The sequence below is a fragment of the Burkholderia sp. BCC0397 genome (genome assembly GCF_902832865.1).
GTDB lineage: Bacteria > Pseudomonadota > Gammaproteobacteria > Burkholderiales > Burkholderiaceae > Burkholderia.
In genome coordinates this window covers 617,620-643,958 of sequence record NZ_CADFDL010000001.1, presented here as the reverse complement: position 1 = coordinate 643,958, position 26,339 = coordinate 617,620, and the positions used below count along the sequence as shown (strand labels likewise).

Here is a 26,339-nt window from a genome sequence, read left to right as displayed (position 1 = left end):
AAATGCCGGCCGCCGGGCGGCCGGCCCCGAATCGTCACCGCGTCACTGCGGCGCCGCCATCCGTGGCGCCTGCGCCGTCGCATCCGCGGCGGCGTAGCCGCCCGCGGGTGCGGCCGGCGCAACCGGCGTACCCGGCCAACCCGACGGCAGCGGCGGCACGCCCGGTGTGCCGGTGCCGCTGCCGCGCGACCCATCGTCGACCGACGAGCCGCGGTAGATCACGACCGTATTGCCCTGCGACCCCGGCCGCGTGCCGGCGTCCGTCCTCACGGACGGCGCCCGCGCCGCGCCGCGGGCCGCGCGCGACACGTCGCCGGCCCATACCGGAGGCGTATCGGGTTCTGCTTCGTCGCCGCCCGCCGCCTGACGGCGATCGCTCGTCGCGAAGCTGCGCAGCGCCAGCGACAGCGATCCGAGGCGCGTCGCGACCAGCACGACCTGTGCGGTGCGCGGCGCGACCTCGAGGGTGACCGTGCGCGCGCGGGCCGGTACTTCCGGCGCACTCGCAGGCGTCTTCGCACGCTGGAATTCCGAGCCGACCGCGAGCACGCGCGCGCGCCGCACGACCGTCTCCGCTTCGAACGTGCCGGGCGTCGTCGCCGACCCGCCGATCTGCTGCGTGAGCACCACGTCGACGAAGTCGCCTGGCTGGATCAGCCCCGCGTTGCCCGACACGTCGTCGACCGGCACCGAGATCGCACGCATGCCGGGCTGCAGCGCGGCCGCGAGAAAATCCGGTGCGCCGGCCGGGATCACGTTCTCCGCGCGGATCGGCGCACCGGCGTCGACCCGGTTGCGCAGCAGCGCGCCTTGCAGGTTCGCGCCCGGTTGCGACTCGACGAACGCGCCGGCCGGCACCTGCGTGCGCGGCATGCGCTTCCACGCGAGATCGTTGTCGCGCAGCAGCAGCCCTTCGGGCAGGTCCGCCGTCGCGACGCGCACGCGCACCTCGGCCGCTTCGCCGGGCGCCGGCGGCGTCGCCGCGGCGACGAACAGCTGGCGCAGGATGAACGCACCGATCGCGGCAGCGATGATCAGGACGGCCATTCTCAGGGGTTTGGGCATGGCGGCGTGCGTCCCCCGGGTCTAGGTAAGCGAAACCGCATGAGGAAACGGCGCCCAGACGGCCAGCGTGCCGCCGAGCGCGAGCGCGACGCCGTACGGCACGCCGCGCGTCGCGATCGTACCCGCCGGCGCGGTGCGACGCCGCAATGCGCCGGCCGCGAGTGCGGCGAGGCCGCACGCGGTGCCGCTCGCACCGACGATCGTCAACACCGGGAACGCGAGCGCCGGGCCGGCCCACAGGAACACCGCCGCCGCCAGCTTCACGTCGCCGCCGCCGATCCAGCCCGCGTACCGCAGGCCGGCGAACAACAGCAGCATCGCCGCGGCGGTCGCCCCATGACCGGCGAGTTGCGCGAGCCCATCGCGCGCGAGTGCCGCCGCGACGAAATACAGCATCGCGAACGCCAGCACGGCACGATTGGACAGGCGTCGCGCGCACACATCCTGCATCGCGAGCGACACCAGCACGAGCGTCGCCGCCGACTGTACGAGATAGAGCATCGGAGAGCCGTCCGTCGGCGCGCCCCGGCTGGATACGTCGTACCGCTGCGGATCCGTGTGTTCGTCGGCGGCGCTCGGGTTCAGAGGATCAGATCAACGCCGTGACCTTGTTGATCAGCGCGGTGAACACGGCCGGCAAGCCACCGGACGTGCTGCTGAGAATCACCCCGACCGCCGCGAGCGCGACCACGACGATGCCGGCCAGAACGGCGTATTCGAGCGAGCTGACACCACGTTCATCGCGCAGCAAGCTCTTGACGTATTGCAGCATGACAACCTCCGTGTGACGGGGTCGGTGATCGACCGTTGAATGTAAAGACGCGGCGTTGCTTCGGTGGCGCGCACGACGTTCGCCCATTCATGACTCATGCGGCAGCCCTGGCATCGGGCCGTGCGCATTCCCCTGAATCCATTCGATCGCTGCACTGCGCGGTGGACGGCAATGGCATCTGCCGCTCCTTTCGCGCGTCTGTTGCGTAGCCGCATTGACACGATGCGGATCACGCTAATTCGTCTAGGGTATAGACAATTTTTTGGGCGAATTCAAATTATTTAGCGTCGGATGCATTTATGGGCGAAGCGCTTCAACGATGAAATACGCGCATGTCATCTGCCGCTTTTCAAGCGTGAGGCGGGAGGCCTGGCTTCGCGCGCCGCAAGAATGTTAATACCGGCATGCATCGTTGCTTCCGCCGTGCATTTCGATGATTTTTATTCAGTTTTTCGATATGCCGAGAATTTTCCTGCCCGAATTTAAAACGCACACGCGGGCGCGCTATCCGGTATTTATTTTCGTACTGGCCAGCATGATCCGGAAAATATTGCACACCCCGATCGTGTTGCCCGATTCGACTTGGCGCCGCCGTCACCGACGATCGATTTACCGCCGATCGACATGCGGGAACCGCGCTCGCGCGCGCCGCCGTTTCCAATCGGCGACACGCGTGATTTGCCAACCCGAAACGCGGCGATAAGCATAGTTCAAATCGTTGCTTGTCCCGCGCCGAATGCGTCCTCCAGAATGGTTCTGCCTCCCTCCGGCACGACTTCCACTCCTCGCCATCCGACGCGCCATGATCGACCGATTCCCGTCTCCCCTGCGCCTGCTGCGATCGCTGCTGATCGCGTCCCTCGTTGCGTTGCCGGCCGCCGCCGCGCACGCGGACAAGCCCGCCACTGTCCGCATCGGCGTCGCCCAGCAAGGCGCGGGCGATCCCCCGACGTTCGGCGGCTCGAGCGCCGCCACCGTGCAGTTGCAGCAGCTCGTCGAAAAGGAATTCGCCGCCGACGGCATCAAGGTGGAATGGCTGTTCTTCAAGGGCGCGGGCCCGGCCGTCAACGAGGCGATCGCCAACAAGGCGCTCGACTTCGCGTACCAGGGCGACCTGCCGGCCGTGCTCGCGCGCTCGAACGGGATCAAGACGCGCCTGCTGCTCGCCGCGAGCGTGCGCTCGGGCATCAAGATCGCGGTGCCGCCCGACTCCACGATCCGCTCGATCAAGGACCTGAAGGACCGCCGCGTGTCGATCTTCCGCGGCACCAACCTGCAGCTCGTCGCCGACAACGCGCTCGCGAGGAATGGCCTCGGCGAACGCGACCTGCGCGTGATCAACCTCGACGCGGCCAGCTCGCTCGCCGCGCTCGCGTCGAAGGGCATCGACGCGTCGGTGGGCGATTATGCGCTCTACAAGCTGCGCGACGCGGGCCTCGCGAAGATCATCTACGAATCGCAGAACGACGGCCCGCAACTGACGCGCCAAACCCACCTGCTCGTGCTCGACGATTTCGACCGCGCGCACCCGGACATCGTGCAGCGCGTCGTCACCGCGTTCGTGAAGGGCGCGCAATGGTCGTCCGACGAGGCGAACCGCGATGCGCTGTTCAAGCTGTGGGCGAAAAGCGGCGTGCCGTATGCGTCGTGGCAGGCCGACTATGCGAACCAGCGCCTGAAGGACCGCCTGTCCCCGCTGATCGATCCGTTCGTCGTCGCGCGCTACAAGGCCGTCGCGCAGGATGCGCTGAACCTGAAGCTGATCCGCCAGCCGGTCGACGTCGACGGCTGGTTCGAACCGAAGTATCTCGACAATGCATTGCGCACGTTGAAGCTCGAACACTACTGGCCGCGTTTTGACGCCGCCGGCAAGCCCCTCTCCTGACCGAGCCCGCCCCGATGAGCGACACCGCGTTTCCCGTCCCGTCGTCCCCGTCGTCCAAATCGCACGCGCTCGCCGTGCCGCCGCGCCGCGCGGCTGCGCTGAAACGGCTCGCGTGGCAGCTCGCGCCGTGGATGCTGCCCGCGCTGCTGTTCGCGTTGTGGAGCGTCGGCAGCGCGCGCGGCTGGATCGCACCGCAAATCCTGCCGCCGCCCGAACGCGTGGTCGACACGCTGGCCGAACTCGCGTCGAGCGGCGATCTCGTGCGTCACACGCTGATCAGCCTGCAGCGCGTGCTCGTCGGCTTCGCGGCCGGCACGCTGCTCGGTGTGTCGATCGGCGTCGCACTCGGGCTGTCGCGCACACTGGAAGCCTACGTGCTGCCGAGCTTCAACGCGCTCGTGCAGATTCCGGTGCTCGGCTGGCTGCCGTTCCTGCTGCTGCTCGTCGGCGTCGGCGAGCCGCTCAAGTACCTGCTGATCGCGCATGCGGCGCTCGTCCCCGTCACGCTGAGCACGTTGCAGGGGTTTCGCCAGACGCCGCCCGCCCTCGACGAAGTCGCGCGCGGGTTCGGCTACACGCGCCGGCAACGCATCGTCCACGTCGTGCTGCCGGCCGCGATCCCGACGCTCGCGACCGGCGTGCGGCTCGCGTTCACGAAGTCGTGGCTCGCGCTCGTCGTGGTCGAACTCGTCGCGTCGTCCGAAGGGCTCGGCTACCTGATCGTGTACGGGCGGCAACTGTTCCAGCTCGATCTCGTGATGGCGGCCGTGGTCGTGGTCGGCGCGGTCGGCCTGCTGATCAACCGGGCGCTCGACGCACTCGAAGCGCGCCTGCGCCGCGGCGTGCCGTCCGCGTTTCGCGGCTGAACCGGGCCGCACGCCCCATCGAAGGAGAATCGCCCGTGCCGCACGCCGCCACGCCGTCAGCCACACCGCCCGCCACGGCCGCCCGCCGCCTGCATGCGCCCGACTGGCGCGGCTTCGTGCTGCCGCTCGTGGCGTTCGCACTCTGGTGGGCCATCGCTTCCGTCCACCTCGTGAAAAGCGGGCTGTTCGTCGGCCCCGCCGACGTGCTGCACACCGCGTGGGCGCAGGCCGCGAGCGGTGCGCTCGGCCGCGCGTTGTCGGCGTCGCTCGCACGCGAAGCGTGCGGGTTCGCGATCGGCGCGACGGGCGGGCTGTTGCTCGGCGCCGCGCTCGGGCTGTCGCGCATCGCCGCGCGGATGGTCGGCCCGAGCTTCGACACGTTCAAGCAGATCTCGCTGTTCGCGTGGATTCCGCTGATTTCCGTGTGGTTCGGGCTCGGCGACGTCGCGAAGGTCGTGTTCCTGTCGCTCGCCGCGCTGCTGCCGGTCGCCGCCCATACCTGCGACGGCATTCACGCGGTGCCGCGCACGTATGTCGACGTCGCCCGCGCGCTGCGCTACTCGCGGCTCCAGCTCATCCGCCACGTGATCCTGCCGACCGCGCTGCCGTCGATCTTCACCGGCCTGTATCTCGGCCTGATCTATTCGTGGCTCGCGACGCTCGGCGCCGAATACCTGCTCGTCGCCGGCAGCGGGATCGGCAACACGCTGATCGACGGCAGCGAGCAGTTCCGGATGGATCTCGTGCTGTTCGGGATCATCGTCGTCGGCGTGACCGGCTGGGCACTGAACGCGACCGCGCGGGCGATCGAGCGCACGGTGCTGGCCCGGCGCGGCGACCTGACGCGCTGAGCGCCCTTTCCTTCCCGCCCTTTCCTTCGATATCGCACCCTTCTTCGTACCGCCATGACGACCCTCGCCTCCGATTCGCTCGACATCCTCCATGTCAGCAAGCACTACGCGCAACGCGGCGCGTCGCTCGCCGTGCTCGACGACGTGTCGCTGCACGTGCGCGCCGGCGAATTCGTCACGATCGTCGGCGCCAGCGGCTGCGGCAAGTCGACGCTGCTGCGGCTCGTCGCCGGGCTCGACACCGATTACACCGGCGAAATCCGCGCCGGCGGCGAACGCGTGCGCGACACGTCGCTACAGCGCGGCATCGTGTTCCAGGATCACCGGCTGTTCCCGTGGCTGACCGTCGAACAGAACATCGGCGCCGCGCTGCGCAACGCGCCGCTGAACGTCGCCGCGAAACGGCACGCGGTCGCGGAACACATCGCGCTCGTCGGGCTGAACGGTTTCGAGCACGCGTTTCCGAACCAGTTGTCGGGCGGGATGGCGCAGCGCGTCGCGATCGCACGCGGTCTCGTGAACCGCCCGCGCGTGCTGCTGCTCGACGAGCCGTTCGGCGCGCTCGACGCGCAGACCCGCGCGAAGATGCAGAACGAACTGCTGCGCATCTGGGAACAGGAGCGCATCACGATGATGCTGGTCACGCACGACGTCGACGAAGCCGTCTATCTCGGCGACCGCGTCGTCACGATGGCGCCGCGTCCCGGGCGCATCGCGCGCATCGTCGACGTCGCGCTGCCGCGCCCGCGCCGGCGCGATTCGCCGGCATTCGCGCGCTTGCGCGACACCGTGCTCGCCGATTTCGACGACAGCGAACCGCCGGGCGACGACGGTTCGGGCGGCAAGCGCATCGACGGGGCGCGCCCGCACCGGATCGGCGAATGGCGGCTCGCGTGGTAGCGATGCAACGCTTCCGCATTGCTCAGCATGACGACACATATCGTTCATCGCAGCTCGCACGCTAAGGTTGTGACGATTCATCGGTTCCGGTTCCGCGCGGCGCCTGCTTGAATGGAGACTCGACCGACCCGACTCCCAGGAGACTCCCGATGTCCGAAGTCCAGCACGCCGCTCACTCGTCTTCGCCTGCTTCGCACGCCGCGCCGCGCACGGCCGCCGTTCCGCTTCAGCTTCGCCAGGTCGCCGGCCGGATCGGCGCCGAAATCGCCGGCGTGCGGCTGTCGGCCGCGCTCGACGATGCGACGTTCGACGCGATCCAGGCCGCGCTGCTACGCCACAAGGTGCTGTTCTTCCGCGGCCAGCACCATCTCGACGACACGACACAGGAAGCGTTCGCGCGCCGCTTCGGCGACACGGTCGCGCACCCGACCGTGCCGTCCGTCGACGGCAGCGCGGCCCTGCTCGAACTCGATTCCGCGCACGGCGCACGCGCCAATTCGTGGCACACCGACGTGACCTTCGTCGATGCGTACCCGAAGATCTCGATCCTGCGCGCGGTCGTGATCCCGCCGTTCGGCGGCGATACCGTATGGGCCAACACGGCCGCCGCGTACGCGCATCTGCCCGACCCGCTGCGCGCGCTCGCCGACACGCTGTGGGCGCTGCATACGAACGCCTACGACTATGCGTCGACGCACGTGCATGCCGACGATGCGCAACTGAAGCGCTACCGCGAAGTGTTCACGTCGACCGTCTACGAAACCGAGCACCCGGTCGTGCGCGTGCATCCGGAAACCGGCGAGCGCACGCTCGTGCTCGGGCACTTCGTGCAGAAGCTCAAGGGGCTGTCGTCGCAGGATTCCGCGCATCTGCTGCAGGTGTTCCACGAGCACGTGACGCGCCTCGAGAACACGGTGCGCTGGAACTGGCAGGAAGGCGACGTCGCGATCTGGGACAACCGCGCGACGCAGCACTACGCGATCAACGACTACGGCGATGCGCGCCGTGTCGTGCGCCGCGCGACCGTGCACGGCGACGTGCCGGTCGGCATCGACGGCCGCCAGAGCGTGCTGCTGAAAGGGCCGGGCGCCACGCTGCAATAACGTTCACGTCCCGCGGCGGCGCGCTTTCCCGCGCGCCGCCGCGCCATTCCCTGCAGGACACCCGCCATGAACCGCACGCCGCCGGACCGACGCCTGCACGCGCAACGATGTCGTCCGTCTCTCCCGTTCACTTCCGCCAGGAGCGTCGCATGAGCGCCCTACTCGAACCCGCCGCCCAGCCGGTCGACGTGATCCCGCTGTCCGCCCATATCGGTGCGGAAATCCGCGGCGTCGACCTCACGCAACCGTTGACCACGCCGCAGATCGCGGCGATCCGCGCCGCGCTGCTGCAATGGCGCGTGATCTTCTTCCGCGAACAATTCCTCACGCACGAGCAGCATGTCGCGTTCTCCGCGCAGTTCGGCGAGCCGACGGTCGGCCACCCGGTGTTCGGGCACGTCGACGGCCATCCGGCCGTCTATTCGATCGCGAAGCATCGCAAGGCGACGCGCTTCGAAGGCGAACCGGTGCGCCGGCCCTGGACCGGCTGGCACACCGACGTGACGGCCGCCGTGAACCCGCCGTGGGCGTCGATCCTGCGCGGCGTGACGATCCCGCCGTACGGCGGCGACACGCACTGGACCAACCTCGTGCGCGCCTACGAAACGCTGTCCGCGCCGCTGCGCGGCTTCGTCGATACCCTGCGCGGCATCCATCGCTTCACGCCGCCGCCCGGCGCGCGCGCGACCGGTGCGTTCGACGATGCCGTCGAGCGCCGCCCGCTCGTGACCGAACATCCGCTCGTGCGCGTGCATCCGGAAACCGGCGAACGCGCGCTGTACGTGAGCCCGAGTTTCCTGAAATCGATCGTCGGGCTGACGCCGCGCGAGAGCCAGGCGCTGCTCGAACTGCTGTGGGAGCATGTGACGCGGCCGGAATTCACGATCCGCTTCAAGTGGGAACCGCGCAGCATCGCGTTCTGGGACAACCGTGCGACCGCACATCTCGCGCCCGTCGACATCTTCGATCTCGACTTCGACCGCCAGCTCTATCGCACGACGCTCATCGGCGACGTGCCGGTCGGCCCCGACGGCGCGCCTTCGGTGGCGCTCGAAGGCACGCCGGTCGAAACGGCGGCCGCCGTCGCACTCGACTGACGCGGCGAACGCCGGCGTGCACGGGCGCGCCGGCCTCCGCTTCCGTCAATCGAGCCACACGCCGTCGAACCGGTGCCCGCCGAGCGGCGAGAACGTCAACCCGTGTACGCGCTTGGAGATCGGCAGCGACACGATCGACGTCGCGATCGGCGTGAATGGCACCTGGTCCTTGAACACCACCTGCGCCTGCTCGTACAGCGCCGTGCGCTTCGCGACATCGGCATTCGAACGCGCCGCCGTCACGAGTTGCTCGAAGTCCTTGTTGCACCACTTCGCGAGGTTGCTGCCGTGCACCGCGTCGCAGCCGAGCAGCGTGCCGAGCCAGTTGTCGGGATCGCCGTTGTCGCCCGACCAGCCGTACAGGATCGCGTCGTGCTGGCCGTCGTGTTTCGCGCGGCGGTTGTATTCGCCCCATTCGTAGCTGACGATCTTCGCACGCACGCCGATCTTCGCCCAGTCCTGCTGGATCAGTTGCGCCATCAGCTGCGCGTTCGGGTTGTACGGGCGCTGCACGGGCATCGCCCACAGCGTCAGGTCGAAGCCGTTCGGGAAGCCGGCCTGCGCGAGCAGCGCCTTCGCGGCGGCCGGATCGCGCGGCGCGTCCTTCAGGCGCGGGTTGTACGACCATTGCGCGGGCGGCATCGGGTTCGTCGCGATCGTCGCGTCGCCGTTGAACACGGTCTTGATGATCGCCGTCTTGTCGATCGCGATGTCGAGCGCGCGCCGCACGTCGACACGATCGAGCGGCGGATGCTGCGTGTTGTACGCGACGAAGCCGACGTTGAAGCCCGTCCCCGAAAACAGCGTCAGCTTCGGGTCGCGCCGCACCGTCTCGAGATCGGCCGGCCGCGGAAACGCCGACACCTGGCATTCGCCGGCCACGAGCTTCTGCAGTCGCGCGGCCGGATCGGGCGTGATCGCGAACACGAGGCGCGCGAGCTTCACGTCGTCCGGCTTCCAGTAGTCGGGATTCGCGTCGTAGCGGATCAGCGCGTCCTTCTGGTACGTGCGCAGCAGGAACGGCCCCGTGCCGACCGGGAACTGGTTGATGTCCGACTCGCGATGGCGCGCGGCGAGCTGCGACGCATATTCGGCCGACAGCACCGACGCGAACGCCATCGCGAGATTGCGCACGAACACGACGTCGGGCGTCTTCAGCACGAAGCGCACCGTATAGTCGTCGACCTTCTCGATGCGTTCGATGTTGCGGTCGAAGCCGAGATCGCTGAAATACGGGAAGCTGACCGGATAGGCCTTGCGGAACGGATCGTCCGGGTCGAGCATCCGGCGGAACGTGAACACGACGTCGTCGGCCTGGAACGGCCGGGTCGGCTTGAACCATGCAGTCGTCTGGAATTTCACGCCGCGCCGCAGGTGGAACGTGATCGTGCGCTGGTCGGGCGACACGTCCCAGCTCGTCGCGAGCGCCGGTTCGAGATCGAGCGTGCCGCGCCTGAATTGCACGAGCCCGTTGTAGACCGGGTACGTGCTCGCATCGAAATCGGTGCTCGTCGTGTGCTGGCCGGGATCGAAGCCGGCCGGGCTGCCTTCGGTGCAGTACACGAGCGTCTTGCCCGTGGGCGCGGCGAGCGCGTGCGTCGCGGCGCCGGCCAGCAGCAACGACGCGGCGATGCAGCGAAGCGCGGCGCCGGCAGGCGATACGCCGCGCGGACGGCGCGCGGCTGACGAAACGAAAGGATTCTTCATGGTGAGGGACGGAAGCAAGAGGTGCGATGCGAATGACGACCGTCGATCTTCGCGCGCATCCCGCCGATCGCTTACCAATTAATTCCGCGTTGCTTATCGTCGCGGATGCATCCCGCTGCCGCTGCATGAGAATGTCCATGCGAGCGCCGCACGCAGGCTCGCGAACACCGCCGCGACACCGGGCCCGGCGTCATGACATGACGCAGCGCCATTCGCTCAGGGCCGCGCGCGTCCTTCCGGCCCCCTGCAGGTTCCGCGGAATTGGCGCATCGTATCGGTTGGCCAACGCCGGCACCGGTGCGCGGGAATCCACCGGCGCACGCGTGCCGGCACGGCGCGCCCGCCGGTGCGCCGCCCGTTCCTGGAGGACCCACGATGTCGATCAACCCCGATACGCCCTCTCGTCCCGTCAAGTCGCCGGGCCCCGATCATCCGATCCTGATCGAACCGCACGCGTCGCGCGTGGTCGTGAAGGTCGCCGGCAAGGTCGTCGCCGATACGCGCCATGCACTGGCGCTGCGCGAGGCCAGCTATCCGGCGGTGCTGTACGTTCCGCGCGAGGATGCCGACATGTCGCTGCTCGAACGCACCGACCACGCGACCTACTGCCCGTACAAGGGCGATTGCGCGTACTACTCGATTCCGGCCGGCGGCGAACGCGCGACCAACGCTGTGTGGACGTACGAGCATCCGTATCCGGCCGTCGAATCGATTCGCGGGCACCTCGCGTTCTATCCGGACCGCGTCGATTCGATCGAGGAAAGCCCGCTCGTCACCGAGTGAGCGCGGCGGCGCCCTGCCGCGTCACCGTTCACGGATCGTCCGGCCGCTGATTTGCATATGCGGATTCATTGGTTGGCCGCCGTCCCGCATGGCCGTATCGTCTCGAATCCGGCGCGGGCCGGCCGCGCGCATCGCCCGCAACCGGCCGCGTCCCGTGCCGATCGCGCCATGCCCGCGCGACCCGTGAACCCGCCAGCAGGACGCCTCGATGAACGACACACCGCACGCAGACCTTGAAACGACCCCGGCGAACCCGCGCCGCCGCCGGTGGCTGCACGGCGCGGCCGCCGGGCTGGCCGGGCTCGCGCTCGGGCCGCTCGCGGCCGGGCCCGCACGCGCCGACGCCGGCGGCACGCGGCTGCGCATCGGCTTCCAGAAATACGGCAACTTCGTCGTGCTCAAGGCGCGCGGCACGCTCGAGAAGCGTCTCGCGAGCCAGGGCGTCACCGTGCAATGGCTCGAATTCCCGGCCGGCCCGCAACTGCTCGAAGGGCTGAACGCCGGCGCGATCGACGTCGGCACGGTCGGCGAAACCCCGCCGATCTTCGCGCAGGCCGCCGGCGTCGATTTCGTCTACATCGGCAACGAGCCGCCCGCGCCGCAGGGCGAGGCGATCGTCGTGCTGCCCGATTCGCCGATCCGCACCGTCGCGCAACTGCGCGGCAAGAAGGTCGCGTTCAACAAGGGCTCGAACGTCCACTACCTGCTGGTGAAGGCGCTCGAGCATGCGGGCCTCACGTATGCCGACATCCAGCCGATCTACCTGACGCCGGCCGACGCGCGCGCCGCGTTCGTGCAGCGCAGCGTCGATGCGTGGGTGATCTGGGATCCGTACCTGGCCGCCGCCGAACGGCAGCTCGGCGCGCGCGTGGTCGCAAACGGCGACGGGCTCGTGCGCAACACGCAGTACTACCTCGCCGCGCGCAAGTACGCGGCCGCGCACCCGCAGGTGCTGCGCGCGCTGCTCGACGAAGTCGACGCGGTCGACCGCTGGGCGCGCGATCACGTGCCCGAGGTGGCCGCGCAACTGTCGCCGCTCGTCGGCCTCGACGCGCCGACGCTAGAAGTCGCGCTCAAGCGCGCCGGCTACGGCGTGCAGACGATCACCGATGCGACGGTCGCGTACCAGCAGAGCATCGCCGACGCGTTCAGCACGCTGAAGCTGATTCCGAGCAAACTGTCGGTCGCCAGCGCTCGCTGATGCGTCACGGCGCAGGCGCCGCGCCGATGCGCCGCCATTCGTCGTAGTCGGTGACGAGGCCCGCGTCGTCGATCGCGATATCGGCCGCATACGTGCCGCTCTCGTAGCGATACACGTGCGGCGCCGTGCGCGTATAGCGCTGCTCGCCGCGCACGATGTCGAAACTCGGAAACCGCAGCCACGCGGTGCGAATCTCGGCCGACTCGCCGACGGCGAGCGCCAGCCGCCGGATCGGCAGCGTATTGGTCGACGGACTGAAGCCGAGGTCGATGTCGGTTGCACCCGCAAGCATCGGTGCATCGACACCGTCGATCGTCCACTGCCCTGCATTGCACGCGATGTCCCATTGCCGTGGCGGCGCCGTGCCGCTCCACCGCGTCACGCGCGCCGAGCGCGTGAGCCAGTCGGTCCCGCATGTAATCGCGTAGTCGATGCGAAACGGCGTGCCGTCGATCGCGCCCGCGACCGAACCCGACAGCGCGATGCCCGTTTGCGACTCGTCGAGCCGGCACCATTCGGCTGCCTGCCACGTCTGCACGATCTGCCATGCGACGCAGTGCGTCCGTCGGGCTTCATTCTGTTGCGTCATGTCGGGTCTCCTGTCGGTCGCGCGGAAGGAAGCCGATTTTCGCTCACGGCGTGGATGAACGCACGCGGCTTCGGCGGGCACCGGTCGCGTTCCGGCCGATAGTCAGTATCGGCTTCACGCACACAGTCGCTCTTCAGCCGCTTTGGTACCATCAGTCGATCGGTAAAAATCGAACCGGAAGACACAAGGCGCGACTTCATGGATTTATTGGCGACGATGCGCATCTACGTCAGGGTCGTGGAGCGCGGCACGATGTCCGGCGCGGCGCGGGATCTCGACATGGGCCAACCGGCCGTCAGCGAGCGCATCGAGAAACTCGAAAAGCATCTCGGCACGCGGCTGCTGATGCGCAGTGCGCGCACCCTCGCGTGCACGGAGGAAGGCCGCATCTTTTACGAACGCAGCAAGGCGCTGCTCGAGGCGGCCGAACTGGCCGTTGCATCGGTGTCGAAGACGGAGAATGCGCTCGACGGCACGATCCGGCTCGCGGCGCCGCAATGTTTCGGCGAGGTCGTGATGCCGGCCGTGCTGATGCAGATCCGCACCGCGTATCCGAAACTGCACATCGACCTGGTGCTGAACGACGATATCGTCGATCCGGTCACCGAAGGCGTCGACATTTCGATCCGGGTCGGCCAGCTCCGCGACGGCGGCTTCGTCGCGTACGCGCTCGGCGCGGTTGGCCGCGTGCTCGTCGCCGCGCCGTCGTATCTCGACCGGCACGGCCCGCTCGACACGAAGGCCGACCTCGCGAACCATCCGTTCATCCGCGTGAAAGGCGTGTTCGCGAACGAACAGGTGCCGCTGCAGCGCGACGGCGGTGCGGTCGACTACGCGCGCATCCGCACGGTCATGACCACCAGCCACTGGCGCCCGATGTTCGACACGATCGCGGCGGGCGGCGGCATCGGCGTGGTCCAGCATCCGGCTTGCGCCGATGCGCTCGCGCACGGCCGGCTCGTCCGCCTCCTGCCGCACTACGACATCCCCGACTTCGCGCTCAACGTGCTGGTGCACGCGCAGCGGCCGCTGCCGCCGCGCGTGCGCGCCGTCGTCGATCTGCTGAAAACGGCGCTCCCGCCGCTGCTGACGAAGCGCGACCGCTAGCCGTCACGCCTGCAGCGACTTACCCGGCTCCTTCACGTGCGCGTCGACTTCCATCTGGTAGAAGCGCGCGCTGACGAAGCCGAACAGCGTCCAGCCCAGGAACACGCACAGGCCGCCGAGCATCAGCGCCTGCTCGCCCGAGCTGAACAGCGCGTAGAAGCTGTACGCGGTCGCGACCATCGCGATCACGTTCGTCACCAGCGCCTTGCCCGGCGGCACCTTCGCGACCTTCTGGATCGTGATCAGCGCGGCCATCGACATCACGTAAGGCACGAGGTTCGTGACGACCGCGAGATCGACGATCTTCTGGAACTGGCTGCTCAGCTCCGGGCTGATCGTCATCAGCGCCAGCGCGACCTGCGCGACCAGCAGGATCACCATGCCGACGATCGGCGTGCCCGTGCGCGTCGCGCGCGCGAACACCGGCAGGAAGTAGCCGACGTCCGCCGAGCTCTTGAACACCTGCGCCACCGTGAACTGCCAGCCGAGCAGCGAGCCGATGCACGCGATCACCATCAGCGCGGTGACGATTGTGCCGACGGTCGGCGTGAACATCGTCGCGAACGCGATGCCGAACGGCGCGTTCGACGCCGCGAGGATCGCGTTGGGCACGATCCCGGCGATCACGTTGGTCGACACGATGTAGAAGATCGCCGACGCGATCGTGCCGCCGAGCACGGCGATCGGCACGTTGCGCTCCGGATTCTCGACCGCATCCGAGTTCGCGCACGCCGATTCGAGCCCGAGGAACGCCCACAGCGTCACCGCGATCGAGCCGCCGACGGCCGGCCCGAACGGCAGGTTGTGCGGATTCCACGCGGCGCCCCAGGTCGCGCCGCTGAACCAGAACCAGCCGATCAGCGATACGACGACGACCGGAATGATCACGCCCCACACCGTCACCGCGCCGATCCGGCCGGTGATGCGCGAGCCGCCGAAGTTCGCGACCGTCGTCAGCACGAGCAGGAAGATCGTCCACAGGCCCGTCTGCAGCGGCGACAGCGTCGCGTCGAACAGCACGGTGCCGTAGCCGACCGCCGTGACGCCGATCGCGACGTTGGCGATCACGAGCGACAGCCCGTACGTGTAGTTCGCCATGTAGTTGCCGGCCTTGCCGAACGCGTACTCCGCGTAGCCGCCCATCCCGCCCGGCTTGCGGCTCAGCATCCCGCAGCGCGCGAACGCATAGGCCAGCGCGAGCGAGCCGCCGGCCGTGACGATCCACGACAGCAGCGAGATCGTGCCGACCTGCGCAAGCTTCGCCGGCAGCAGGATGATGCCGGAGCCCATCATGTTGACCGCTGTGAGAATGGTGAGCTGCCAGACGTTCATCCGGTGCTTCCGCGCGGCCGCCGGGGCCGCGTCGGATAGGTGCGCTGCGTTTTCCATGGTGTTCGATCCTTCGATGTGAGGCCGCCGCGCGGCCGGTCGCTCGTTCGCCCGATCGGGATTCAGGGCTTCAGGCCGTCAGGCAGTACACGCGGTACGTACCGTCCTCGACCTCCACGCCGTGCGTGTCGTGCGCGAAGCCCGGAAAACGCCGGTCGTACGCTTCGAGCGCCTTCAAATAGCCAAGCACCGGGCCGCCGGCCGGCCCCGCGTTCTCGCCCGGCATCAACAGCGGAATGCCCGGCGGATACGGCACGACGCCGGTGGCCACCGTGCGCCCGGCCAGCTCGTCGAGCGTCACCTGCTCGATGCGGCCCTGCACGAGATGCTCGTATGCGCGCACCGGGCTCATCTCCGGCTTCGGCAGGATCGAGAACGCCTCCGACATCAGGCGCGTCGTGCCGAGCTGCTCCATCGCCGCGAACATCGTGTCGGCCAGATCCTTCAGCCCCATGCCCGCATAGCGCGAACCATGCTCCTTCGCGAGCGACGGAATCGCCATGTCGAGCGGCAGGTTCGCATCGTAGTCGCGCTTGAAATCGCACAGCGCGCTGACGAGCGAGCCCCACTTGCCCTTCGTGATGCCGATCGAGAACAGGAACAGGATCGTGAAATCGGTCGTCTTCTCGACCACGATGCCGCGCGCATCGAGATACGCGGTGACGACGCTCGCCGGGATGCCGACCGGCATCAGGCCGCCGGCCGGCGCCACGCCCGGCGTGACGATCGACACCTTGATCGGGTCGAGCATGCAGTAGCCGTCCTCGATATTGCCGAAGCCGTGCCATTGCGCGCCGGGGCGCAGCACCCAGCACGCCGGGTCGCTCGCGAGCAGGTCGGGCGGCGCATCGTGGAACGGCAGCGTGCGGCCCGTGCGCGCCTCGAGCACGGTGTCGGGCTGCCAGCATTCGAAGAACCAGTCGCCCTTCGCGCCGAATTCGCCGTTCATCCGCGCGATCATCTGCCGGAACGCGACGGCCTCCTCGATCGATTCGCGCGTCAGCGCGGCGCCGCCGGGGCCGTCCATCATCGCGGCCGCGACGTCGTTCGACGCGATGATCGCGTAGTTCGGCGACGTCGACGCGTGCATCATGAACGTTTCGTTAAACTGACCATGCGGAATCGGGCTGCGGCCGTCGCGCACGTGGATGTACGACGCCTGCGACAGCGCGGTCAGCAGCTTGTGCGTCGACTGCGTCGCGAATACCGTGGGCCGATCCTTATGGTGGTCGCGCGGGTCGCCGTGCATCGCATGGCGGTCGCGGTAGATCGGATTGAAACGCGCGTAGCCGTACCACGCTTCGTCGAAGTGCAGCCGATCGACGCTCGCGCCGAGCAGTTCCTCGACACGCGTCACGTTGTAGCAGAGGCCGTCGTACGTCGAGTTCGTGACGATCGCATGCTTCGGCTGGCGGTCCGCCAGCCCCGCCGCGAGCGGGTTCGATGCGATCGCTTCGCGGATCGCCGCCTGCGTGAGGCGCTCCGCCGCGATCGGCCCGATGATCCCGTAGCGGTTGCGCGTCGGCACGAGGTAGGTCGGGATCGCGCCCGACATCGTCATCGCGTGCTCGGCCGACTTGTGGCAATTGCGGTCGCACAGTGCGATCTGGTCGCGGCTCACGCTCGCCATCAGGATGATGCGGTTCGACGTCGACGAGCCGTTCGTCACGTGATACGTGCGATGCGCGCCGAACACGCGCGCCGCGTAGCGCTCGCTTTCGCCGATCGGGCCTGAGTGGTCGAGCAGCGAGCCGAGTTCGCCCACCGAGATCGACAGGTCCGAGCGAAACAGCGATTCGCCGAAGTATTCGAAGAACGCGCGGCCGACCGGCGATTTCAGGAAGCCGGTGCCGCCCGTGTGACCCGGCGTATGCCACGAGTATTCATAGACGCGCGAGAACTTCGCGAGCGCGCCGAACATCGGCGGCAGCACGGTCGAGCGATAGCGTTCGATCGCCGCGTGGATGCGCCCGCCGATGAAGTCGGCCGTATCCTCGAGCAGCCACACGAAATCGTCGACCTTGCCCATCACCGCGGCCGGTACCGACGACGCGACGCTGCGGTCGGCCAGCAGGAAGATCGGCACGCTGCCGTTGCGATGCCGGATTGCATCGACCACCGCCTCGGACGGCCCGTGGCCGTCCACGCCGAGATCCCAGTCGAGCAGCACGCACTGGATCGACGGATCGGAGCGGATCAGCACGATGGCATCGTCGGCGGACGTCGCCGTCAGCACGTCGACACCGCGTTGCGCGAGCTCCGCGCTCAGTGTGCGGACCGCACGCCCGGTCGCGGTTTCCTGCGCGATTTCGTCGTCGACCAGTAGCGCACGCATGCCGAGACGACGAATGCCGCCGACAGAAGTATTCATGATTTTGCCCTCGCTGTTGCGTTGCTTCGATTGGTATCGTTCGTCTCACGAGCACGCGGACAGCAGGTCACGGGCAGCGGCATGAGACGCTCGCAGTTCCGGCTTGATTCGCCATCCAATTCGGAGCCGACTATGCCATAGATGCTTTTCGCTGAAAAGCCGACGATTCGGTAAAAAAAATCGGCGCCTTTCAAATCGAATTTCATGATTTGATCATTTTTATGTGCACCGCAGCACGCCAATTCCCGATTATTTGATCATGCTCATGCCGCCATGGCATTGACGATTCAGTTCGATTGAATCCGTATGCTTTTGTTGCTACGATCAGCTGCGCCGGGCACTGCCCGATCGCCGCTGTGCCGCGCCGCGCAAGGGTTCTTCGTGCAGCGAGCCTTCGGCATTCCATTCCGCATTCGCGGGACCGTTTCAATCGGCTGCAACGCGTGTCGGTTCAGGATTGCGCGCTGGCGCCAATGAGGCTCCCGTTTCAGGTCATTTACCGGAGAGTTCGCGTGAGCCTGTTGAAAATCGCAGTCGAGCCGGCGCTGATTGGCGCCTTCCTCACCACGCACGAACAGGTCGACGTATTTCAGACCGATTTCACGAATATCGCGGCCATCGTCGTCGGAATCGATGTCGCGGAAAAGGTGCTGAAAACCGTCGAGAAAACCGGTTTCGCGATTCCGTTCTTCGTCGCGGTCGAGCCCGGCCAGGAAGTGCCGCCGTCGGTCCTTCCGAGCGCGAGCGGCGTGATCCAGCTCCGGCACGGCGGCCGCCATTACTACGGCCGGCAGATTTCCGCCGCCGCCGACATCTACAGCGAGAACCTGCTGCCGCCGTTCTTCAAGGTCATGCGCGAATACGTGCAGCGCGGCTACGTCGAATTCGACTGCCCCGGCCATCAGGGCGGCCAGTTCTTCTCGAATCATCCGCTCGGCCGGATGTTCTTCGATTTCTTCGGCGAGACGCTGTTTCGCGCGGATCTCTGCAACGCGGACGTCCGGCTCGGCGACCTGCTGATTCACGAAGGGCCCGCGCTGGAAGCACAGCGCAACGCCGCAAGGATCTACAACGCGGACAAGACCTGGTTCGTGCTGAACGGCACGTCGACGTCGAACAAGGTCGTCACGAGCGCGCTGCTCGCACCCGACGATCTCGTGCTGTTCGACCGCAACAACCACAAGTCGGTGCACCTCGGCGCGCTCGTGCTGTCCGGCGCGCGGCCGGTCTACCTCGAGACCGCGCGCAACGCGTGGGGCCTCATCGGCGGCGTCGACAGCGCGGCGCTCGGCGAAGCGCGCATTCGCGACGCGATCCGCGACGTCGCGCCCGAGCGCGCCGACCTGCCGCGCCCGTTCCGGCTCGCGGTGATCCAGCTCGGCACTTACGACGGCACGATCTACAACGCGCGCGAAATCGTCGACCGGATCGGGCATCTGTGCGACTACATCCTGTTCGATTCGGCGTGGGTCGGCTACGAGCAGTTCATCCCGATGATGCAGGACTGCTCGCCGCTGATGCTGACGCTCGGCCCCGACGATCCCGGCATCTTCGTCACGCAGTCGGTGCACAAACAGCAGGCCGGCTTCTCGCAGACGTCGCAGATCCACAAGAAGGACAGCCACATCGAAGGGCAGAAGCGCTTCTGCGATCACCGGCGCTTCAACAACGCGTACATGATCCACGCGTCGACGAGCCCGTTCTACCCGATGTTCGCGGCGCTCGACGTCAACGCGCAGATGCATGCCGGCCCGGCCGGCAAGCGCCTGTGGCGCGACTGCGTCGCACACGGCGTCGATGCGCGCAAGCTGCTGCTGAAAACCTGCCGCCAGATCCGCCCGTTCGTCCCGCAGCATGTCGACGGCCGCCCGTGGGCCGACTACCCGACCGAGCAGATCGTCGACGACCTGCGCTTCTTCCGCTTCCATCCGGCCGACACGTGGCACGGCTTCGAAGGCTATGCTAACGACCAGTATTTCGTCGATCCGTGCAAGCTGCTGCTGACCACGCCCGGCATCGATCGCGACACGCACGAATACGCGGCGTTCGGCGCGCCGGCGCCGATCCTCGCGCGCTACCTGCGCGAGCACGGCGTCGTGCCCGAGAAAGCCGACCTGTACACGATCCTGTTCCTGCTCACGCCGTCGGAGAGTTCCGGCAAGCTGCAGCATCTGGTCGCGCACCTCGCGCAGTTCGAGCGCCATCTCGACCAGGACACGCCGCTGCGCGAAGCGATTCCGTCGCTGTGCGAAGCGTATCCGGAGCTGTACGGCACCATGCGCCTGCGGCAGCTGTGCCAGCGGATGCACGATTTCTACCGCAGCCACGACATGAAGCATCTGCAGAAACAGATGTTCCGGTGCGCGCAGTTCCCGAAGCAGGCGATGCTGCCGCAGGCCGCGAATGCCGAGCTGATCCGCAACAACGTCGAGCTCGTCACGCTCGAGCGCATCGAAGGCCGGATCGCGACCGAAGGCGCGCTGCCCTATCCGCCCGGCATCTTCTGCGTGGTGCCCGGCGAAGCGTGGGGCGGCCCGGCGCTCGACTACTTCCGCGCGCTCGAAGCCGGGATCAACGCGCTGCCGGGCTTCGAGCCGGAAATCCAGGGCGTGTACCTGCAGACGAAGCCGGACGGCACGAAGCAGGCATCGGCGTACGTGGTGGCAACCGGCGCCGACGCGTCGCGGGCCTGATCGCGGGCTGTGCCCGGCCCGCGCGGCGCTTGCGCACGACGTGTATCATCGCCGCCATCATGCCCATCCGACCGCCTCGTCCGCTCCTGATCGCCCCGGCACTCGCCGTCTCCCTCGCCGCGCATGCGCAGCAGGTCGGCGTGGTCGCCGACGGCGTCTACTACACGCCGAATACGCATCTCGCGGCAGGCACGTCGCTGCAAGTGCTGCCCGACGACGACAAAGGCGTCGCGCGCTGCTGCGCGACGATCACCGGCCCCGCCGGCAAGCCCGGCAACCAGATTCTCGACAGCCTGCACGACGACCGCACGATCGCCGCGTACGCCCTGTCGCTGCCGAAGTCGGTGCCGGCGGACACACGCGGCTTCGGCGTCGTCGGCACCGCGCATTTCGTGCGTCAGGGCGCACACCCGGAAGCCGTGCTCGACGGCGGCTTGCCACTCGCCTTCTCGACCTGCACGTCGGTGGAAGGCACGCATTACCTCGGGCGCAAGATCGGCGCCAACAAGTTGCTCGTGCACCTGTATCAGTACTTCGACGGCGAACTCGAGCCGACCTGCAAGGATCGCGACCTGAATTGACGGTACCCGGCCGGCCGGCAGCATCGCACCCGTCGCGTCACCATGCCTGCCGATAGATCGCCAGCGCGTCGGCCTCGGTCACCTCGCGCGGATTGTTCACGAGCAGGCGCGTCTGCAGCATCGCGTCCGACGCCATCCTCGGCAGGTCGGCCTCGCCGATGCCGACCTCGCGCAGCGTGCGCGGGATCCCCGTCGCGACGATCAGCCGGTCGATCTCGGCGATCAGCGCGTGCGTTTTCGCTTCGTCGCTGCCCGTGGCCGACGGCGCGACGATCGCCGCCAGCTCCGCATACAGCGGCGCGGCGGCCGGCGCATTGAAGCGCAGCACGTGCGGCAGCACCAGCGCATTCGACAACCCGTGCGGCACGTGGAAGATCCCGCCGACCGGATAGGCCAGCGCATGCACGGCCGCGACCGGCGCATTCGCGAACGCCTGCCCCGCGAACATCGCGCCGACCAGCATCGCTTCGCGCGCGTGCCGGTTCCGGCCGTCGTCGCATGCGGCCAGCAGGTTGCGCGACAGCAGCGTCAGCGCGTGCGTGGCCAGCATGTCGGACACCGGATTCTTCAGCCGCGCGGACGTGTACGCCTCGATCGCATGCACCATCGCGTCGACGCCGGTGGCGGCCGTCGCCGCGCGCGGCAGGCCGAGCGTGAGTTCCGCGTCGAGGATCGCGACGTCCGCGAACAGGTGCGGCGACACGACGCCCATCTTGCGCGCCTCGCCGACCGTGACGATCGACACGGCCGTGACCTCGGAGCCGGTGCCGGCCGTGGTCGGCATCTGCACGAGCGGCAGCCGTGCGCTGGCGACCTTGTCGACGCCGTACATGTCGGCCAGCGCCTGCTGCCCCGGCGCGAGCACCGCGATCAGCTTCGCGACGTCCATCGACGAGCCGCCGCCCAGGCCGAGCACGATCTCGGCATCGGCCGCGACGGCCCGCGCGGTCGCTTCGAGCACCACGTGCTCGGGCGGATCGGCGATCACGTCGTCGATCACGGTGACCTGCCAGCCGTGCGCGGCGAGGCTCTCCAGCGCGGGCGCGAGCACGCCGCTGCGATGCAGGAACGCATCGGTGACGACGCACAGCCGCGCGAGCGCCGGAAAGCGTTCGCGCAACAGCGCGCCGAGCCGGCGCGCGGCGCCGAATTCGACGATCTGCGTCGGAACGGTACGGAATTGAAACGGGTTCATCGGGTGCCTCCCGGTGGCGTCGCCGTGCCGGTGTCCGGCTGCACCATGTAGCGCGACACGTCGCGGCGATCGAGCAACGGAATGATCGCCCCGATTCCGATCCGCTGGAAATGCGGCGTTTCCCGATGCGCGTCGAGGCCGTCCGCATCGCGGTAGCGCTCGAGGATCACGATGTGGTCGGGGTGCTCCGGCGACCGGAAGTACGCGTAGTCGAGGTTCTTCGGCTCGGCCCGCGTGGCCGGCGCGAGTTCCGCGAGCAGTTCGACCACGCGGTCGCCGTTGCCGGGCTTCGCGAAGTAATGCGCGATCACCTGCAGATAGGGTTCGTTCATGTTGCGCTCCAGGTTCGATACAAGCCCGTCACGACGACGGGTCGAAATTCCACCATGCGCTGTCGCTCGTCGATACCGCGACCGCGCCGTGCCGCCGCGCGCTGCGCACGTCGTCCGCGTTGCCGACGAAACCGGACGCGACGATCGGCGGCAGCGCCTGCCGGTCGGCTTCGCTCAGGTGCGCGAGCATCGGCGCCGGCATCAGCTGCACGAGGTTCGGGTCGCTCTGCTCGATCGCCTTCACGCTGCGCGGCCACGTCGAACGGTCGGTCACGAACACCTTCTGCATCGTGATCAGCCCCGCGCGGTTCGCGCGCTGGATCGTCGCGACGCGCGTCGACACGACACTCGCGACGCCGATATCGGCCAGATACTCGACGCCGCCCTTGTCCTGCGACAGTCCATCGCAACTGTCGATGTTGACGATCACGAACTTGCCGGCCCGGGCGAGCGCCGCGACCACCGCCTGCAACCGCCGCAGGTCGACGTTCGCGACGATGCCGACCTCCGCCGCGCTGTCGATGAAGCTGTCGGCCTGCTCGACGCCGTACAGCGTGGCGATGACGGGATGACGGGCGAGACGCGCGCCCAGCGACTTGTCCATGACGTTTACCGGTCGACGTGCGGGCCGGTCTCGTCGCCGAGACCGAGCTTGCCGGGGTTGAGGATATGCGTCGGATCGAGCGCACGCTTCACCGCCTGCAGCACCGGGAACGCGGTGCCCAGCGAATCGCGCAGGTACGGCGCACGCAACAGCCCGACACCGTGGTGATGGCTCAACGCCGCATTGTATTGGATCAGCACCGCGTTCGCCGCGTCCCATGCCGCGCGGTACCACGCGGCCCGCTCGGCCACCGCGACGTCGCCGCGCAGCGAGAAATACAGGCATGCGCCGTCCGCGTACGCATGCGACTGGTGCGCGGAACCGGCCAGCGTGCCCGGCACCGCCTGCAACGCGGCCACCACGTCGCGATAGATCGCCGCGAGGTCGCGCCAGCGGCCGCACATTTCCAGCGTGTCGGCGACGAAACCCGGGCTGCGCTTGAAGCCTTCCGCGCTCTTGCCGGTCAGGTAGCGGGTGTCGAGCCACTTCTCGAAGATCGCGTCGCCGTCGAGCCGGCGCCCGCTTGCGTCGCCCACGCGCGCGCCGATCGCCATCACCGCGTCGACCATCTCCGGCGCGCCTTCGTCGGCGATCAGCAGCACGTTCGTGTCGGGCAGGCCGAACTGCACGCCGCTTTCGAGTGCGTCGTAGAGCCGCAGCGCCGCCGGATTCGCGCCGCGCTGCAGGATCTCGCGGCAAGCGTCGAGGCCGGCCGCGAACGTGTCGAAGCCGTACGCGATCGCGCGCCCGTAGTCCGGCAGCCGATGCAGCTTCAGGCGCGCACGCACGATGATGCCGAGCGTGCCTTCGCTGCCGATGAACAACTGCTGCAGATCGGGGCCGACCGCCGCGCGCGAATAGCCGCCGAGCGTGACGAGACTGCCGTCCGCGAGCACCACGTCCATCCCGAACACCATGTCCTCGATCTTGCCGTAGCGCGTCGACAACTGCCCCGCGCCGCGGCACGCGATCCAGCCGCCCACCGTGCTGATCCCGAACGACGACGGCCAGTGCCCCATCGTCAGCCCGTGCTCGCGCTGCAGCGTTGCCTCGAAGACGTCGCCGAACATGCCGGCTTCGACGTCGACGATCTGGCTCTCGGCGTCAACGCCGATCAGCCGGTTCAGCCCGCACACGTCGAGCACGATGCCGCCGCGCACCGGCAGCGCCGCGCCCGTCACGTTGCTGCGGCCGGCCGACGCCGTCACCGGAAGCGTCGCCGCGTGCGCGATGCGCATCACGGCCTGCACCTGCTCGACCGTCGACACCCGCACGACGACCGCGTGCGGCGTCGCGGGCCGGCCGCCCGTTTCCGCGACCATCGACGCGGCCCACCAGTCGCGCGTCCACGCGACGACGTCGGCCGGCTGCACGAGCACCTCGTCGGCCACCGCGCGCAGCGCGTCGACCTGCTGCGGCGATACCGCGACCGGCGCCCGCTGCATGCCGGCCTCGACCGGCGCGCCGCCTGCCGCAGGCAGGTTCAGCGCGTAGGGCGGCGGCGTATGCGCGCCGACGACGTAGTTGCCGCGGTTATAGCCGCGCTTGATGGCTTCCTTGCTGATCATCCGTGTTCTCCCATGAGGATGGCTTTTTCGAGTGCGACGGCGGCGACGTAGTCGCGCACCTGGCTGGCGACGGCCGCATCGGACAAGCCGAGCTCCGCCTTGAGGATGGCGCCGACGCGCGGCGCGGCGCGTGCCGATGCGTCGCGCGCCATCAGCCGCGCGCGGGTGCGGCGCGACAGCACGTCGTCGACGCTGCGCGCGAATTCGTGGCGCACCGCGTAGAGCACTTCCGCTTCGCTGTACGGCAGCCCTTCGACGATCGGCGCGAGCAGCGACGGCGTCGCATCGGCGAGGTCGCCGACGAAGCGCGCCTCGGTGCCGTAGCGCTCGCCGAGATGCGCGGCGAGCCCGCCCGATGCGACGATCGCCTGCGGGTCGTAGCCGGCCGCGCCGAGCAGGTACGCCGATTTCGTGCGACAGCGCGTGCGGCGGCCGAGCAGCTTGCCGACCGTATCGATGGTCTGCTCGGCCATGTGCCGCGACGTCGTCAGCTTGCCGCCGACGATCGTCACGAGCCCGTCGGGCGCGACATGGATCTCGTGATTGCGCTTCATCTCGATCGTCTTGCCGCCGGGCGGCCCGACCAGCGGCCGGCATCCGGCGATGCTGCCGACCACGTCGGCAGCACTCAGGTCGACCTTCAACGCGGAGCGCGCGCCTTCCAGCAGGAAATCGAGTTCCTGCCGCGTGCAGTGCACGTCGTCGAGATCGCCGTCGTAGTCCTCGTCGGTCGTGCCGAGATACGACACGTTGCCCCAGCGCGTGATCGTCGCGCGGCGGTTGCGGCCCGGTACGGGGATCGTCACCGTGCAGTCGTTGCGGATCTTCAGCCACGGAATCGCGACGTGCACGCCCTTCGCGGGCCGCACCTGCAACGCGGACGTGTCGCCCTTGCGCGCGCCGGTCCAGTCGCGCAGCCATACGCCGGTCGCCATCACGACCACGCGCGCCCGCACGCGCCGCTCGCGGCCGTCGGCGTGCACGATCGCGCCGTCGACCGTGCCGTGGCCGTCGCGCGTCAGCTCGACCACGCGTGCGTGATTCGCCACCGCCGCGCCATGGAACGCGGCCGTGCGCACGAGGTTCAGCGTCAGGCGCGCATCGTCGACGCGCGCATCGAAGTACAGGAAGCCGCCCGTCAGGTAGGTTTCATTGAAGGTCGGGCAATGCGACAGCACCTCGGCCTTGGTCAGCTTCTGGTGCAGGATGCCCTCGCGCCAGCCGCCGGCGATGTCGTAGGTCCACAACAGGCTTTCGAAAGCTTTCGCAAGACGCCGGTCGAACACGCCTTCGCGCTCCATCACCGGGAACAGGAACGGCAGCCGCTGCACGAGATGGCGTGCGTTGCGCCGCAACCGCTGCCGCTCGAGCAGCGAATGGCGCACGAGCCCGAGATTGCCCTGCTCGATGTAGCGCAGCCCGCCGTGCACCATCTTCGACGACTTCGACGACGTGCCCGACGCGAAGTCGCTCTTCTCGACGAGCGCGACGCGCAGCCCGCGCAGGCTCGCGTCAAACGCCGCGTAGGCGCCCGTTACGCCGCCGCCGACGATCAGGACGTCGAACGTATCGGCCTCGAGTCGCGCCAGATGCTCGTCGCGGTTCACGCGCAACGGCTCGGTGGCCGTCATGCCGGACCGGTCCGTCCGGGGTTTTCTGGATGGCAAAAACATCATGCTG

General features: G+C 68.3%; 24 protein-coding genes. 11 read left to right on the top strand and 13 right to left on the bottom strand.

Annotated elements, in window-relative coordinates; genetic code table 11:
• Positions 1-42: 42 nt before the first annotated feature.
• The 3 genes from cpaB to HWX03_RS02960 all read right to left on the bottom strand — a co-directional run bounded on the left by cpaB (position 43) and on the right by HWX03_RS02960 (position 1,837).
• On the bottom strand, positions 43-1,065 hold the full coding sequence (gene cpaB, locus HWX03_RS02970) for a Flp pilus assembly protein CpaB (RefSeq protein WP_175870174.1): 1,023 nt from the start codon (positions 1,063-1,065) through the stop codon (positions 43-45).
• Positions 1,066-1,086: 21 nt separating this feature from the next.
• Entirely contained in the window at positions 1,087-1,566 is a 480-nt protein-coding gene (locus HWX03_RS02965) for a prepilin peptidase (protein ID WP_175870173.1), read from the bottom strand.
• An 88-nt stretch (positions 1,567-1,654) separates the two neighbouring features.
• Positions 1,655-1,837: a Flp family type IVb pilin gene (locus HWX03_RS02960; protein ID WP_174434244.1), complete on the bottom strand. Its 183-nt coding sequence runs from the start codon at positions 1,835-1,837 to the stop codon at positions 1,655-1,657.
• A gap of 802 nt (positions 1,838-2,639) precedes the next feature.
• Between HWX03_RS02960 and HWX03_RS02955 the strand changes: the two genes are divergently transcribed.
• From HWX03_RS02955 to HWX03_RS02930, 6 genes are all read left to right on the top strand, one after another.
• Entirely contained in the window at positions 2,640-3,722 is a 1,083-nt protein-coding gene (locus HWX03_RS02955) for an ABC transporter substrate-binding protein (protein ID WP_175819280.1), read from the top strand.
• A gap of 14 nt (positions 3,723-3,736) precedes the next feature.
• On the top strand, positions 3,737-4,588 hold the full coding sequence (locus HWX03_RS02950; RefSeq protein ID WP_175870172.1) for an ABC transporter permease: 852 nt from the start codon (positions 3,737-3,739) through the stop codon (positions 4,586-4,588).
• A gap of 35 nt (positions 4,589-4,623) precedes the next feature.
• On the top strand, positions 4,624-5,439 hold the full coding sequence (locus HWX03_RS02945) for an ABC transporter permease (protein ID WP_175870171.1): 816 nt from the start codon (positions 4,624-4,626) through the stop codon (positions 5,437-5,439).
• Between the two features lie 54 nt (positions 5,440-5,493).
• The gene (locus HWX03_RS02940) at positions 5,494-6,339 is read left to right on the top strand and encodes an ABC transporter ATP-binding protein (protein WP_175870170.1); all 846 of its coding nucleotides are present in this window, start codon (positions 5,494-5,496) and stop codon (positions 6,337-6,339) included.
• A gap of 149 nt (positions 6,340-6,488) precedes the next feature.
• Complete coding sequence (locus HWX03_RS02935; protein ID WP_175870169.1) at positions 6,489-7,442, top strand: TauD/TfdA family dioxygenase; 954 nt, start codon at positions 6,489-6,491, stop codon at positions 7,440-7,442.
• A gap of 149 nt (positions 7,443-7,591) precedes the next feature.
• Positions 7,592-8,539, top strand: coding sequence for a TauD/TfdA family dioxygenase (locus tag HWX03_RS02930; protein ID WP_175870168.1), 948 nt, complete (start codon positions 7,592-7,594; stop codon positions 8,537-8,539).
• A 45-nt stretch (positions 8,540-8,584) separates the two neighbouring features.
• Here HWX03_RS02930 and HWX03_RS02925 read toward each other — a convergent pair whose 3' ends face one another.
• Complete coding sequence (locus tag HWX03_RS02925; protein ID WP_175870167.1) at positions 8,585-10,246, bottom strand: ABC transporter substrate-binding protein; 1,662 nt, start codon at positions 10,244-10,246, stop codon at positions 8,585-8,587.
• Positions 10,247-10,621: 375 nt separating this feature from the next.
• On the opposite strand from HWX03_RS02925, the gene HWX03_RS02920 reads away from it, so the two are divergent.
• The gene (locus HWX03_RS02920; protein WP_175870166.1) at positions 10,622-11,029 is read left to right on the top strand and encodes a DUF427 domain-containing protein; all 408 of its coding nucleotides are present in this window, start codon (positions 10,622-10,624) and stop codon (positions 11,027-11,029) included.
• A gap of 208 nt (positions 11,030-11,237) precedes the next feature.
• Positions 11,238-12,230, top strand: coding sequence for a sulfonate ABC transporter substrate-binding protein (locus HWX03_RS02915; protein WP_175870165.1), 993 nt, complete (start codon positions 11,238-11,240; stop codon positions 12,228-12,230).
• 4 nt (positions 12,231-12,234) lie between these two features.
• Here HWX03_RS02915 and HWX03_RS02910 read toward each other — a convergent pair whose 3' ends face one another.
• A complete protein-coding gene (locus HWX03_RS02910; RefSeq protein ID WP_175870164.1) occupies positions 12,235-12,819 on the bottom strand; it encodes a putative glycolipid-binding domain-containing protein in 585 nt (194 codons plus the stop codon).
• 198 nt (positions 12,820-13,017) lie between these two features.
• On the opposite strand from HWX03_RS02910, the gene HWX03_RS02905 reads away from it, so the two are divergent.
• Entirely contained in the window at positions 13,018-13,926 is a 909-nt protein-coding gene (locus HWX03_RS02905; RefSeq protein ID WP_175870163.1) for a LysR family transcriptional regulator, read from the top strand.
• Between the two features lie 3 nt (positions 13,927-13,929).
• On the opposite strand, the gene potE is transcribed toward HWX03_RS02905, so the two are convergent.
• The 3 genes from potE to HWX03_RS02890 all read right to left on the bottom strand — a co-directional run bounded on the left by potE (position 13,930) and on the right by HWX03_RS02890 (position 17,892).
• On the bottom strand, positions 13,930-15,315 hold the full coding sequence (gene potE / locus HWX03_RS02900; RefSeq protein WP_175870162.1) for a putrescine-ornithine antiporter: 1,386 nt from the start codon (positions 15,313-15,315) through the stop codon (positions 13,930-13,932).
• A 70-nt stretch (positions 15,316-15,385) separates the two neighbouring features.
• Positions 15,386-17,686 (bottom strand): Orn/Lys/Arg decarboxylase N-terminal domain-containing protein, encoded by a 2,301-nt coding sequence (locus HWX03_RS02895; RefSeq protein ID WP_175870161.1) that lies wholly within the window; start codon positions 17,684-17,686, stop codon positions 15,386-15,388.
• A complete protein-coding gene (locus HWX03_RS02890; RefSeq protein WP_175870160.1) occupies positions 17,683-17,892 on the bottom strand; it encodes a hypothetical protein in 210 nt (69 codons plus the stop codon). The genes HWX03_RS02895 and HWX03_RS02890 overlap by 4 nt, the downstream gene beginning before the upstream one ends.
• Before the next feature lie 306 nt (positions 17,893-18,198).
• Here HWX03_RS02890 and HWX03_RS02885 point away from each other — a divergent pair, with 306 nt between their 5' ends.
• Both HWX03_RS02885 and HWX03_RS02880 read left to right on the top strand, forming a co-directional pair.
• The gene (locus HWX03_RS02885; protein WP_175870159.1) at positions 18,199-20,379 is read left to right on the top strand and encodes an ornithine decarboxylase; all 2,181 of its coding nucleotides are present in this window, start codon (positions 18,199-18,201) and stop codon (positions 20,377-20,379) included.
• A gap of 59 nt (positions 20,380-20,438) precedes the next feature.
• Complete coding sequence (locus tag HWX03_RS02880; protein ID WP_175870158.1) at positions 20,439-20,960, top strand: hypothetical protein; 522 nt, start codon at positions 20,439-20,441, stop codon at positions 20,958-20,960.
• Positions 20,961-20,997: 37 nt separating this feature from the next.
• Here the strand turns inward: HWX03_RS02880 and HWX03_RS02875 are convergent, their stop codons facing one another.
• Genes HWX03_RS02875 through HWX03_RS02855 form a run of 5 tightly spaced genes read right to left on the bottom strand, consistent with a single transcriptional unit; the run spans position 20,998 to position 26,335 of the window.
• Positions 20,998-22,155 carry an iron-containing alcohol dehydrogenase gene (locus tag HWX03_RS02875; protein ID WP_175870157.1) on the bottom strand — a complete coding sequence of 386 codons (1,158 nt, stop codon included), beginning with the start codon at positions 22,153-22,155 and terminating at the stop codon, positions 20,998-21,000.
• Entirely contained in the window at positions 22,152-22,487 is a 336-nt protein-coding gene (locus HWX03_RS02870; protein ID WP_059237196.1) for a putative quinol monooxygenase, read from the bottom strand. Before HWX03_RS02870 ends, HWX03_RS02875 begins: the two co-directional genes overlap by 4 nt.
• 28 nt (positions 22,488-22,515) lie before the next feature.
• Positions 22,516-23,091, bottom strand: a complete 576-nt coding sequence (locus tag HWX03_RS02865; protein WP_175870156.1) for a glycerol-3-phosphate responsive antiterminator — start codon at positions 23,089-23,091, stop codon at positions 22,516-22,518.
• Between the two features lie 5 nt (positions 23,092-23,096).
• Positions 23,097-24,659: an FAD-binding oxidoreductase gene (locus HWX03_RS02860; RefSeq protein ID WP_175819264.1), complete on the bottom strand. Its 1,563-nt coding sequence runs from the start codon at positions 24,657-24,659 to the stop codon at positions 23,097-23,099.
• On the bottom strand, positions 24,656-26,335 hold the full coding sequence (locus HWX03_RS02855) for a glycerol-3-phosphate dehydrogenase/oxidase (protein WP_175870155.1): 1,680 nt from the start codon (positions 26,333-26,335) through the stop codon (positions 24,656-24,658). The genes HWX03_RS02860 and HWX03_RS02855 overlap by 4 nt, the downstream gene beginning before the upstream one ends.
• Positions 26,336-26,339 lie beyond the last annotated feature (4 nt).

Bases quoted from the DNA above. Each gene is read 5' to 3' on its own strand.
- cpaB (WP_175870174.1), bottom strand. From the start codon at position 1,065: ATGCCCAAACCCCTGAGAATGGCCGTCCTGATCATCGCTGCCGCGATC.
- HWX03_RS02965 (WP_175870173.1), bottom strand. From the start codon at position 1,566: ATGCTCTATCTCGTACAGTCGGCGGCGACGCTCGTGCTGGTGTCGCTC.
- HWX03_RS02960 (WP_174434244.1), bottom strand. From the start codon at position 1,837: ATGCTGCAATACGTCAAGAGCTTGCTGCGCGATGAACGTGGTGTCAGC.
- HWX03_RS02955 (WP_175819280.1), top strand. From the start codon at position 2,640: ATGATCGACCGATTCCCGTCTCCCCTGCGCCTGCTGCGATCGCTGCTG.
- HWX03_RS02950 (WP_175870172.1), top strand. From the start codon at position 3,737: ATGAGCGACACCGCGTTTCCCGTCCCGTCGTCCCCGTCGTCCAAATCG.
- HWX03_RS02940 (WP_175870170.1), top strand. From the start codon at position 5,494: ATGACGACCCTCGCCTCCGATTCGCTCGACATCCTCCATGTCAGCAAG.
- HWX03_RS02935 (WP_175870169.1), top strand. From the start codon at position 6,489: ATGTCCGAAGTCCAGCACGCCGCTCACTCGTCTTCGCCTGCTTCGCAC.
- HWX03_RS02930 (WP_175870168.1), top strand. From the start codon at position 7,592: ATGAGCGCCCTACTCGAACCCGCCGCCCAGCCGGTCGACGTGATCCCG.
- HWX03_RS02925 (WP_175870167.1), bottom strand. From the start codon at position 10,246: ATGAAGAATCCTTTCGTTTCGTCAGCCGCGCGCCGTCCGCGCGGCGTA.
- HWX03_RS02920 (WP_175870166.1), top strand. From the start codon at position 10,622: ATGTCGATCAACCCCGATACGCCCTCTCGTCCCGTCAAGTCGCCGGGC.
- HWX03_RS02915 (WP_175870165.1), top strand. From the start codon at position 11,238: ATGAACGACACACCGCACGCAGACCTTGAAACGACCCCGGCGAACCCG.
- HWX03_RS02910 (WP_175870164.1), bottom strand. From the start codon at position 12,819: ATGACGCAACAGAATGAAGCCCGACGGACGCACTGCGTCGCATGGCAG.
- HWX03_RS02905 (WP_175870163.1), top strand. From the start codon at position 13,018: ATGGATTTATTGGCGACGATGCGCATCTACGTCAGGGTCGTGGAGCGC.
- potE (WP_175870162.1), bottom strand. From the start codon at position 15,315: ATGGAAAACGCAGCGCACCTATCCGACGCGGCCCCGGCGGCCGCGCGG.
- HWX03_RS02895 (WP_175870161.1), bottom strand. From the start codon at position 17,686: ATGAATACTTCTGTCGGCGGCATTCGTCGTCTCGGCATGCGTGCGCTA.
- HWX03_RS02890 (WP_175870160.1), bottom strand. From the start codon at position 17,892: ATGAAATTCGATTTGAAAGGCGCCGATTTTTTTTACCGAATCGTCGGC.
- HWX03_RS02880 (WP_175870158.1), top strand. From the start codon at position 20,439: ATGCCCATCCGACCGCCTCGTCCGCTCCTGATCGCCCCGGCACTCGCC.
- HWX03_RS02875 (WP_175870157.1), bottom strand. From the start codon at position 22,155: ATGAACCCGTTTCAATTCCGTACCGTTCCGACGCAGATCGTCGAATTC.
- HWX03_RS02870 (WP_059237196.1), bottom strand. From the start codon at position 22,487: ATGAACGAACCCTATCTGCAGGTGATCGCGCATTACTTCGCGAAGCCC.
- HWX03_RS02865 (WP_175870156.1), bottom strand. From the start codon at position 23,091: ATGGACAAGTCGCTGGGCGCGCGTCTCGCCCGTCATCCCGTCATCGCC.
- HWX03_RS02860 (WP_175819264.1), bottom strand. From the start codon at position 24,659: ATGATCAGCAAGGAAGCCATCAAGCGCGGCTATAACCGCGGCAACTAC.
- HWX03_RS02855 (WP_175870155.1), bottom strand. From the start codon at position 26,335: ATGATGTTTTTGCCATCCAGAAAACCCCGGACGGACCGGTCCGGCATG.